At 70.0% G+C, this 9657-nt stretch carries 11 protein-coding genes and 1 pseudogene; 10 read left to right on the forward strand and 2 right to left on the reverse strand.

What is annotated here, in order from left to right; all coding sequences use genetic code 11:
* From BGO91_RS14095 to BGO91_RS14115, 5 genes and pseudogenes are all read left to right on the forward strand, one after another.
* Nucleotides 1-137 (forward strand): annotated as a pseudogene (locus tag BGO91_RS14095) (succinate dehydrogenase); the annotation flags it as partial.
* 15 nt (nucleotides 138-152) lie between these two features.
* Nucleotides 153-1958, forward strand: a complete 1806-nt coding sequence (sdhA, locus tag BGO91_RS14100; protein WP_290473371.1) for a succinate dehydrogenase flavoprotein subunit — start codon at nucleotides 153-155, stop codon at nucleotides 1956-1958.
* The gene (locus BGO91_RS14105) at nucleotides 1958-2719 is read left to right on the forward strand and encodes a succinate dehydrogenase iron-sulfur subunit (RefSeq protein ID WP_021760723.1); all 762 of its coding nucleotides are present in this window, start codon (nucleotides 1958-1960) and stop codon (nucleotides 2717-2719) included. Before sdhA ends, BGO91_RS14105 begins: the two co-directional genes overlap by 1 nt.
* A gap of 169 nt (nucleotides 2720-2888) precedes the next feature.
* Nucleotides 2889-3272, forward strand: a complete 384-nt coding sequence (locus BGO91_RS14110) for a hypothetical protein (protein WP_290473372.1) — start codon at nucleotides 2889-2891, stop codon at nucleotides 3270-3272.
* A gap of 65 nt (nucleotides 3273-3337) precedes the next feature.
* A complete protein-coding gene (locus tag BGO91_RS14115) occupies nucleotides 3338-3655 on the forward strand; it encodes a DUF4190 domain-containing protein (protein WP_290473373.1) in 318 nt (105 codons plus the stop codon).
* An 85-nt stretch (nucleotides 3656-3740) separates the two neighbouring features.
* Here BGO91_RS14115 and BGO91_RS14120 read toward each other — a convergent pair whose 3' ends face one another.
* On the reverse strand, nucleotides 3741-4745 hold the full coding sequence (locus BGO91_RS14120; protein ID WP_290473374.1) for an NAD-dependent epimerase/dehydratase family protein: 1005 nt from the start codon (nucleotides 4743-4745) through the stop codon (nucleotides 3741-3743).
* A gap of 33 nt (nucleotides 4746-4778) precedes the next feature.
* Between BGO91_RS14120 and BGO91_RS14125 the strand changes: the two genes are divergently transcribed.
* The 5 genes from BGO91_RS14125 to BGO91_RS14145 are packed head-to-tail and all read left to right on the forward strand — an operon-like array spanning nucleotide 4779 to nucleotide 9243.
* A complete protein-coding gene (locus tag BGO91_RS14125; RefSeq protein WP_290473375.1) occupies nucleotides 4779-6017 on the forward strand; it encodes a YihY/virulence factor BrkB family protein in 1239 nt (412 codons plus the stop codon).
* A gap of 9 nt (nucleotides 6018-6026) precedes the next feature.
* Entirely contained in the window at nucleotides 6027-6863 is an 837-nt protein-coding gene (locus BGO91_RS14130) for an exodeoxyribonuclease III (RefSeq protein WP_290473376.1), read from the forward strand.
* A gap of 33 nt (nucleotides 6864-6896) precedes the next feature.
* Nucleotides 6897-7907: a tryptophan--tRNA ligase gene (trpS, locus tag BGO91_RS14135; protein ID WP_290473377.1), complete on the forward strand. Its 1011-nt coding sequence runs from the start codon at nucleotides 6897-6899 to the stop codon at nucleotides 7905-7907.
* A complete protein-coding gene (locus tag BGO91_RS14140; RefSeq protein WP_290473378.1) occupies nucleotides 7907-8500 on the forward strand; it encodes a GNAT family N-acetyltransferase in 594 nt (197 codons plus the stop codon). The genes trpS and BGO91_RS14140 overlap by 1 nt, the downstream gene beginning before the upstream one ends.
* Nucleotides 8497-9243: an HAD family hydrolase gene (locus BGO91_RS14145; RefSeq protein ID WP_290473379.1), complete on the forward strand. Its 747-nt coding sequence runs from the start codon at nucleotides 8497-8499 to the stop codon at nucleotides 9241-9243. The genes BGO91_RS14140 and BGO91_RS14145 overlap by 4 nt, the downstream gene beginning before the upstream one ends.
* On the opposite strand, the gene BGO91_RS14150 is transcribed toward BGO91_RS14145, so the two are convergent.
* A partial coding sequence (locus BGO91_RS14150) for a DUF2306 domain-containing protein (protein WP_290473380.1) occupies nucleotides 9233-9657 on the reverse strand: 425 nt, incomplete at its 5' end. The genes BGO91_RS14145 and BGO91_RS14150 overlap by 11 nt on opposite strands.

A 9657-nucleotide genomic window follows, 5' to 3' on the forward strand; every position in this document is an offset into this window, starting at 1 on the left:
ACCGCATCCTCCGCTGGGCGATCCTCGCCGCGGTGGTCGTGATGGTCGTGCTCGGCACCCTCGTGATCTTCACCTTCGACCCCTGCCCGGTGGGGGCAGCAGCCGACCAGCTGCCGTCCTTCTGCCCGGTCAAGTAACGGAAAACCGCACCTGTGACTACGACTGAATCCTCTGAATCGACCGTCATCGACGGCGTCCACTACCACGAGTTCGACATCGTCATCGTCGGCGCCGGCGGCGCCGGGATGCGAGCGGCCATCGAGGCCGGACCGCACGCCAGGACGGCCGTCATCTCGAAGCTCTACCCCACCCGCTCCCACACCGGCGCGGCGCAGGGCGGCATGGCCGCGGCGCTAGCCAACGTGGAGGAGGACAGCTGGGAGTGGCACACCTTCGACACCGTCAAGGGCGGCGACTACCTCGTCGACCAGGACGCGGCGGAGATCCTCGCCAAGGAGGCCATCGACGCGGTCATCGACCTCGAGAACATGGGCCTGCCCTTCAACCGCACGCCCGAGGGCAAGATCGACCAGCGCCGGTTCGGCGGTCACACCCGCGACCACGGCAAGGCCCCGGTCCGCCGCGCCTGCTACGCGGCCGACCGCACCGGCCACATGATCCTGCAGACGCTGTTCCAGAACTGCGTCAAGCTCGGCATCAACTTCTTCAACGAGTTCTACGTGCTCGACGTCATCATGAACGAGGTCGACGGCGTCGACCAGCCCGCGGGCGTCGTCGCCTACGAGCTGGCGACCGGCGAGCTGCACGTCTTCCACTCGAAGGCGATCATCTTCGCCACCGGTGGGTTCGGCAAGATCTTCAAGACGACCTCCAACGCCCACACGCTCACGGGCGACGGTGTCGGCATCATCTGGCGCAAGAAGCTGCCGCTGGAGGACATGGAGTTCTTCCAGTTCCACCCGACCGGCCTGGCCGGCCTCGGCATCCTCCTGACCGAGGGCGCCCGCGGCGAGGGCGCCATCCTGCGCAACGCCAGCGGCGAGCGGTTCATGGAGCGCTACGCGCCGACCATCAAGGACCTCGCCCCCCGCGACATCGTCGCGCGCTGCATGGTCCAGGAGGTCGCGGAAGGCCGCGGCGCGGGCCCGCACAAGGACTACGTGCTGCTCGACTGCACGCACCTCGGCGCCGAGGTCCTCGAGACCAAGCTGCCGGACATCACCGAGTTCGCCCGCACCTACCTCGGTGTCGATCCGGTCGTCGAGCCGGTGCCGGTCATGCCGACCGCTCACTACGCGATGGGCGGCATCCCGACCAACAACAACGCCGAGGTGCTGCGCGACAACACCACGGTCGTCCCCGGCCTCTACGCCGCCGGCGAGTGCGCCTGCGTCTCGGTCCACGGCTCGAACCGCCTCGGCACGAACTCGCTGCTCGACATCAACGTCTTCGGCAAGCGCGCCGGCAACAACGCCGTCGAGTACGTCAAGACCGCGACCGCCGTGCCGCTGCCGGAGAACCCGGCCGGGTTCGTCCGCGGACTCATCGACGACCTGCGCGCCGGCACCGGCACCGAGCGGATCGCCGCGATCCGCAAGGAGCTGCAGGACGAGATGGACAAGAACGCTCAGGTGTTCCGCACCGACGAGTCGCTCGAGAAGGTCACGGGCACCATCCACCGCCTCCGCGAGCGCTACAAGAACATCGTCGTGCAGGACAAGGGCAAGCGGTACAACACCGACCTGCTCGAGGCCGTCGAGCTCGGCTTCCTGCTCGACCTCGCCGAGGTCGTCGTCTTCTCGGCCCGCAACCGCAAGGAATCGCGCGGCGGCCACATGCGCGACGACTACCCGAAGCGCGACGACGAGAACTACATGCAGCACACGATGGCCTACCTGACCGGTGACCCGCACTCCGCCGACGCGGCGGACCACATCACCCTCGACTGGAAGCCGGTCGTCGTGACGCGTTACGAGCCCATGGAGAGGAAGTACTGATGTCGACCGCCGTACTGGAGACTCCCCCCGCTCCCGAAGCCCCCGTCCAGTCGTTCACGGTGACGCTGATCATCCGTCGCTTCGACCCGGACGTGGACACGGAGCCGCGCTGGCAGGACTTCGACGTCGAGATGTTCCCGACGGACCGCATCCTGGACGCGCTGCACAAGATCAAGTGGGAGCAGGACGGGTCGCTGACCTTCCGCCGCTCCTGCGCGCACGGCATCTGCGGCTCCGACGCGATGCGGATCAACGGCCGCAACCGCCTCGCCTGCAAGACGCTGATCAAGGACCTGGACATCTCCAAGCCGATCTACGTCGAGGCGATCAAGGGCCTGCCGCTCGAGAAGGACCTCATCGTCGACATGGAGCCGTTCTTCGCGAGCTACCGCGAGGTGCAGCCGTTCCTCGTCGCGAACAGCAAGCCGGAGAAGGGCAAGGAGCGCGTCCAGTCGGTCGCCGACCGTGCGCGCTTCGACGACACCACCAAGTGCATCCTCTGCGCCGCGTGCACGTCGTCCTGCCCCGTGTTCTGGACCGACGGCCAGTACTTCGGCCCGGCGGCCATCGTGAACGCGCACCGGTTCATCTTCGACTCCCGCGACGACAACGCGCAGGTGCGTCTCGACATCCTCAACGACAAGGAGGGCGTCTGGCGCTGCCGCACGACCTTCAACTGCACCGACGCCTGCCCGCGTGGCATCCAGGTGACGCAGGCGATCGCCGAGGTCAAGCAGGCCATCATGCGCGGCAAGCCGTAACGGTCCGCCCCGCCGACGAACGCCCCCGGTCCTCCGACCGGGGGCGTTTTCGCGTCCGCGGCGGATTTCGCTGGCCCAGCAGGGTGCGCGGAGGCCGTGTCCCCCGCTAGAGTGACACATCGTGCGTCCCACCAGGGCCACCTAGCCGCTACGAACCCGAGGAACAACCATGGCGTCCGCTCACGACTTCTTCCTGCTCGGCGACCACGAGGCTGCCAAGCAGCTCGTCGTCTCGGCCCTCACCTCCGAGGGCTTCGTCGTCACCTCCACCCCGACCGGTGGACTGCTCGCCAAGCGCGGCAGCGCCGCGTCGACCTTCTGGCTCGGCGCCTTCGCGGGCAAGAACTTCCAGCTGACCTTCCTCGTCGACTTCATGGTCGACCAGCAGGGCCGGCTGGTCGCGCGCCTCAACCGCAACATGGCCGGCGGCGCGCTGAAGGGTGGCGCGATCGGCGCCGCCAAGACCGACACGGCGTTCCAAGAGACCGCCAACGCGATCGCGGCCGCCCTGCACCCTGCGGGCATCCTGGCCGACAGCATCGCCCAGAAGTAGCACCTCACCAGCAGCACCTCACCAACACGACCGACCCCGCATCCCGAATCGGAGCCACTTTCACCATGACCGACCAGAACCCGAACGCCTACCCGCCCGCTCCCCCGGCCGCCTACACCCCGTACCCGACGCAGAAGAGCGGGACGAACGTCCTCGCGATCATCGCGCTCGTCGGCGCGTTCGTCTTCCCCCTCGCCGGCGTGATCTGCGGCCACATCGCGCTCAGCCAGATCAAGCGCAGCGGCGAGAGCGGCCGCGGCCTGGCCATCGCCGGCCTGATCATCGGCTACGTCTACATCGCGTTCATCGTCCTCTTCGTGATCATGGCGATCGTGGGCGGCGTGATCGCCGCTTCCCAGGGCTACTCGAGCTACTCCTACTGAGCCGACCCCGCACAGAGCCCCGGTCGCCGCGCCCCTCGCGCGGCGGGCCGGGGCTCTGTCGTTTCGCCGGGCCGGTGCGGGACGGTCAGCGGCGCCGCAGGAAGGCGTCCTCGCCGGCGTAGTCGAAGTCGCTTTCGTCGACTTCCGACGCCCAGGGCGGCGTGCGGCCGAATGACGCGGCCCACTCGATCGCGGGCCGCACCGTCTCCGCGTAGGCGCCGACCGGCCGATAGCCGAGCGCCGTGGCTGCGGAGAGATCGAGTTCGATTCCGGGGACGACATCCCACGGGTGCCCGCCCTGCTCGTCGCCGTCCACCAGCACCTCCGCCCAGTCATGCCCGAGCGTCTCGGCGACGATCCGCGCGATGTCACGCCCCGTCGGGACATCCGGATCGGCCGCGTTCAGGAGGCGGGTGCCGGGATGCCCCGCGACCGTTTCGACCAGAGCCGCAGCGTTCACCGCAGCCGTCGGGTGGTCGTAGCCGCGCCCGCCGTGAGCGAGCAGGACGACGGGACGGCCATCGAGCACCCGCCGCACGAAATGCCACTCCCGAGGGAGAGCCGCGCCCACGCCGTGCACCTTCGACGCCCGCAGAATGGTGACCGGCCGGCCGCTCTCCAGCAGGACACGCTCGGCCGCCACCTTGTTGCGCCTGTAGCCTTCCCGGCTCCGATAGAGCCCGTCCCAGGCGGGTTCGAGGGTGTCGGCGTCCTCCGGCACGGGTGCGCCGAAGCGCGGCCGCTCCACCGAATTGATGTGCCGCCCGTCGCCATCGACGTACACGGCCTTGCTGGAGAACATGACGGTCGCGCCGACGCCGTCGAGGTGCGGGAGGAGCATGCGGGCGTCCCGCGCGGTGAAGCACAGCGCATCCACCACGAGGTCGGCGCCGTCGCGGAGAGCCGCGGCGAGCGCGACCGGGTCGCGCCGGTCCGAGCGCAGGTGGACCACCCCGGCGTCGGCGAGCGCCGCCGGCATCCGTTCGGGATCGCGCCCGGTGACGGAGACGGCCCAGCCGGAGGCGGCGAGCCGGAGCGCGGTCGCCCGGCCGAGAAGCCCGGTGCCGCCGAGGATGATCGCGGATGGCATCCCGCCAGGCTAGCGGCTCGATATCCTGGGCCCGTGGCCAAGAAGTCCCGTCGCGACCCGGAACCGGCGCGCCCCGATCCGTCGGTGCAGCGCGCTGAGGGGACGGTCGAGCCCGAGGAGAGCCTGAAGGATCGCTTCCGCGACGCGACGGAGCCGATCAAGGAACGTCTCGAGAAGCCGGTCGCGCGGGTCTCCCACGTGGCCAAATGGGTGCAGGCGCTGCGGCCGTACCGGGTGTACATCAACTACTCCCACTCGGACGGCAACCTGCGGGCGGCCGGGATGGGCTTCCAATCGCTCTTCGCGATCTTCGCGGCGGTCTGGCTCGGATTCTCCGTCGCGGGCCTCTGGCTCACCGGCAACCCGGAGATCTACAAGGCCCTCGTCCAGCTGATCAATCGGGCCGTTCCCGGGCTGATCGCCACGCCGACCTCGCAGGGTGTGATCGACACCGCCCAGTTGGAGCAGGCGACCTCCTTCGGCTGGGCCGGCGCCATCGCCGCGATCGGCCTCCTCTGGACGGCGATCGGCTGGCTGTACTACACGCGTCAGGCCGTGCGCGCGGTGTTCGGGTTGAGCCGGGACACGACCAACTACGTCCTGCAGAAGATCAGGGACCTGTTCCTCGCCCTCGGCTTCGGACTGGTGTTCGTCTTCTCGGCGACCCTGACGATCGTCAGCACGCAGGCCCTGACGTTCTTCCTCGATCTGGTCGGCCTGCCCTCCGACTCCGCCGTGACCGGTGTCATCACCCGGATCTCGAGTCTCGTCGTGTCCGTCGCGCTGAACATCGTCACGCTGGGGGCGATGTTCCGGGTCATGGCGCGGGTCGCCATCCCGTGGCGCAACCTCTTCTTCGGGGTGCTGCTCGGCGCCGCGGTGCTCGCCGGGCTGAGCGTCCTGGGCGGCGTGCTCCTGGGGGGCGCCACGAAGAACCCGCTGCTGGCCACCTTCGCCGTGTTCATCGGTCTGCTGCTGTGGTTCAACCTCGTCTCGCGGGTCATCCTGCTCTCCGCCTCCTGGATCGCCATCGGGATGTTCGACCGCGGGCTCTCGCCGCGCATGGTCACGCCCGAGCAGGCCGCCGCCGAGCGCGCCGCCGCGGAGCACGAGGCGCGCGTGGTGGTCGCACGGGCGGAGCTCGCCGACGCCCGCACGGAGCTCTCGAAGGCGCACTGGTTCGGCCGGCTGGCGGCCCAGCGGAAGGTCGAGCGGGCGGAGCACCGCCTCAACGATCTGCTCGATCTGGGGAGCGTCGGCGGCCACCGGTAGGCTTGTTCCATGCCCACGAAACCGCTGCGAATCGCGACGATCAACACCAACGGCGTGCGCGCCGCGTTCCGCAAGGGCATGGGCGGCTGGCTCGACGGGCGCGACGTCGACATCCTCGCCATCCAGGAGGTGCGCGCCTCCACCGAGGACCTCGAGCAGCTCCTCGGCCCGGACTGGGACATCGTGCACGACCCGGCCACGGCGAAGGGCCGCGCCGGCGTCGCCATCGCCAGCCGGCACCGCGCCGCGATCCACCGCGTCGAGCTCGGCCCCTCCGAGTTCGACAGCGCGGGTCGTTGGCTCGAGGCCGACTACGAGGTGAACGGCACCGTCGTCACGGTCGTCAGCGCCTACGTCCACTCGGGCGAGGCGGGCACCGAGAAGCAGGTCGAGAAGTACAAGTTCCTCGACGCGATGGAGAAGCGCCTCCCCGAGCTGCAGAAGCACAACGAGCTCGCCGTCGTGATGGGCGACCTCAACGTGGGCCACCGCACCCTCGACATCAAGAACTGGAAGGGCAACGTCAAGCGCGCCGGCTTCCTCCCCGAGGAGCGCGCCTACTTCGACCGCTTCGTCGGCGCGGAGGGCGAGCCCGGCTACAACGACGGCGCCGGCCTCGGCTGGGTGGACGTGGGCCGCAAGCACGCGGGCGACGTCGACGGCCCGTACACGTGGTGGTCGTGGCGCGGACAGGCGTTCGACAACGACACCGGCTGGCGCATCGACTACCAGCTGGCCACTCCGGCCCTCGCGGCACGGGTGAAGGATTACGCGGTGGACCGTGCGGCCGCCTACGACGAGCGATGGTCGGACCACACGCCTGTGGTCGTCGACTACGCCATCTGAAGCATCCGCACCCATCGATTCGAAAGCACGGACATGACCTCACTTCCCCGTCTCTACTCGGGCATGCAGCCCTCCGCCGACTCGCTGCACCTCGGCAACTACATCGGCGCGCTCCTGCAGTGGAAGGACCTGCAGAGCACCCACGACGCGTTCTTCTCCGTCGTCGACATGCACGCGATCACCGTCGCGCAAGACCCGGCGGAGCTCCGCGAGAAGACCCGCCGCACCGCGGCGCAGTACATCGCCGCCGGGATCGACCCCTCCGCGTCGACCCTCTACGTGCAGTCCCACGTCGCCGCCCACGCCCAGCTGCAGTGGGTGCTCGCCACCATCACCGGCTACGGGGAGGCGGCGCGCATGACGCAGTTCAAGGACAAGTCGGCCAAGCAGGGCGCGGACGCGACCTCGGTCGGGCTCTTCACCTACCCGGTGCTGATGGCCGCCGACATCCTGCTCTACGACGCCGAAGTGGTGCCGGTCGGCGACGACCAGCGGCAGCACGTCGAGCTGACGCGCGACCTCGCCGAGCGGTTCAACAGCCGGTTCGGCGAGACGTTCGTCGTGCCGCAGACGCTCACCCTCAAGGAGAGCGCCCGCATCTACGACCTGCAGAACCCGTCGTCGAAGATGTCGAAGTCCGCCGACTCCGGCGCCGGCATCGTCTGGCTGCTGGACGAGCCGGACGCGACGCGCAAGAAGATCATGCGCGCCGTGACCGACACCGACGGCGTCGTCTCGTTCGACCGCGACGGCAAGCCGGGCATCTCGAACCTGCTCAGCATCTACGGCGCCCTCAGCGGCCGGTCGATCCAGTCGATCGAGCTGGAGTACGAGGGCAAGGGCTACGGCGACTTCAAGAAGGGCCTCGTCGAGGTCGTCGTCGGCACGCTCGGCCCGGTCCGCGAGCGCGTGCTCGAGCTGCTCGCCGACCCGGCGGAGCTCGACCGCATCCTCGCCCACAACGCCGCCCGCGCCGACGAGGTCGCCGAGGCGACACTCGCCAAGGTGTACGACAGGGTCGGCTTCCTGCGGCGGGCCCGCTGATGGCGACGCCATCCGTCTCGCCCGTGGAGCTCACGGGCGAGCGGGTGGTGCTCTCCGTGCCCACCGACGCCGATGTGGACCGCATCGCGGAGCTCTGCGTCGACCCCGCGATCGCCGAGTGGACGACGGTCCCGTCGCCGTACACGCGGGACGACGCGGTGAGCTTCGTGAACGGTTTCGTCGCCGACGGATGGGCGAGCGGACGCATCCACACGTGGGGCATCCGTGCGGACGGCGCCCTGGTCGGGATGATCGGGCTGAACGGCGTCGAGGACTCCGCCGCCGAGATCGGCTTCTGGCTCGCTCCTGAGGCACGCGGTCGCGGCCTGATGTCGGAGGCCACCGCGCTCGCCCTGGACTACGGATTCGCTCCGGCGCCCGAGGGACTCGGCCTGCAGCGCATCGTCTGGCATGCTTTCGCCGGCAACGCGGCGAGCGCCGCCGTGGCCCGCCGAGCCGGCTTCACCTTCGAGGGCGTCAGCCGCCTGGGCGCCGTGCATCGCGGCCGGCGTCGAGATGACTGGCAGGCCGGCCTGCTCGCGACGGACCCGCGCGAGCCGGCGGACGGCTGGCCCGCGGAGACCGGGGCGTGACGACGCCCAGCGTCGTCCTCTTCGACCTCGACGACACGCTCTTCGCTCACCGCGCGGCGGTGGAGCGCGGGATCCTGCGGTTCACCGCGTCCCTCGGCGAGCCCTACGGAGCCCTTGAGGCGGCCGAGCTCGTCGTGCTGTGGCGCGACCTCGAAGAGGAGCATTACCACGAGTACCTCGCCGGCCGTCTGGACTTCGAGGGCCAGCGGCAGGCGCGCGCCCGCGACTTCGCCGCCCGCCACGGTGTGACGCTCTCTGCGGAGGAGGCGAGCGCGTGGTTCGCCTCCTACTTCGAGCACTACGTCGCGGCCTGGACGCTCCACGACGACGCGCTCCCCTGCCTCGACGCCCTGCAGGCGGCGATCCCGGGCGTCCGCTTCGGCCTCATCACGAACGGCGACCTCGCCTTCCAGCGACGCAAGGTGGAGTCCGTCGGCCTCGACCGACGCATCCCCGTGCTCGTCGCGTCCGGTGAGGTCGGCGTCGCCAAGCCCGACGCAGCCATCTTCCAGCACGCCTGCACGCTCTTCGACGTGCCACCGGCGGAGGCCGTATACGTCGGCGACCGTCTGCGCACGGACGCCATCGGCGCCGCGGCCGCCGGTCTGACCGGCGTGTGGCTGAACCGGCTCGACGCGGCGCCGGCTCCCGACGACGCGGCGGAGGCCGACGCGCTCGGGGTGCTCCGCATCCGCGGCCTCGACGAACTGACGGGTGTGCTCGCCGGCCGCCTCACTCCGTGACCGCGTCGGTGCGCCGTCGGACGCGCGCCACGGTGGCCGCGGCGACCAGGACGTTCGGCACCCAGCAGGTGTAGGCGAGGAGCGGGTAGAGCAGCTCGAACGTCTGCTGCCCGAGCGCGATGAGGACGCCGTTCTGGAGGCGCAGGGTGACGGCGGCGAACGTGAGGCTGAAGTTGACGATCATCCACGCGCGATGAGCGTTGCGGTCGCCCCGGCTGATCGCGAGCACGGCGCGGATCAGGCTCGCACCCCACGCCAGAGCGAGGAGGGTGAACCCGCTGGTCGCGATCGCCTGCCCGCCCGGGAGCGTTCCCGGGTAGGCGTGGAAGGCCATCACGACCGCGCACGGGGCGGAGACGGCGACGGCCGCCGTGTAGCCGATCCCGACCGCGCGATGCGTCCTGCTCGACTGGC

The organism is Leifsonia sp. 71-9, from assembly GCF_001898805.1.
Taxonomy (GTDB): domain Bacteria; phylum Actinomycetota; class Actinomycetes; order Actinomycetales; family Microbacteriaceae; genus Leifsonia.

What these genes read in the sequence shown, in the direction of transcription:
- BGO91_RS14110 (WP_290473372.1), top strand. Translation starts at nt 2,889, where the DNA reads ATGGCGTCCGCTCACGACTTCTTCCTGCTCGGCGACCACGAGGCTGCC.
- BGO91_RS14120 (WP_290473374.1), bottom strand. Translation starts at nt 4,745, where the DNA reads ATGCCATCCGCGATCATCCTCGGCGGCACCGGGCTTCTCGGCCGGGCG.
- BGO91_RS14140 (WP_290473378.1), top strand. Translation starts at nt 7,907, where the DNA reads ATGGCGACGCCATCCGTCTCGCCCGTGGAGCTCACGGGCGAGCGGGTG.
- BGO91_RS14105 (WP_021760723.1), top strand. Translation starts at nt 1,958, where the DNA reads ATGTCGACCGCCGTACTGGAGACTCCCCCCGCTCCCGAAGCCCCCGTC.
- BGO91_RS14130 (WP_290473376.1), top strand. Translation starts at nt 6,027, where the DNA reads ATGCCCACGAAACCGCTGCGAATCGCGACGATCAACACCAACGGCGTG.
- trpS (WP_290473377.1), top strand. Translation starts at nt 6,897, where the DNA reads ATGACCTCACTTCCCCGTCTCTACTCGGGCATGCAGCCCTCCGCCGAC.
- BGO91_RS14115 (WP_290473373.1), top strand. Translation starts at nt 3,338, where the DNA reads ATGACCGACCAGAACCCGAACGCCTACCCGCCCGCTCCCCCGGCCGCC.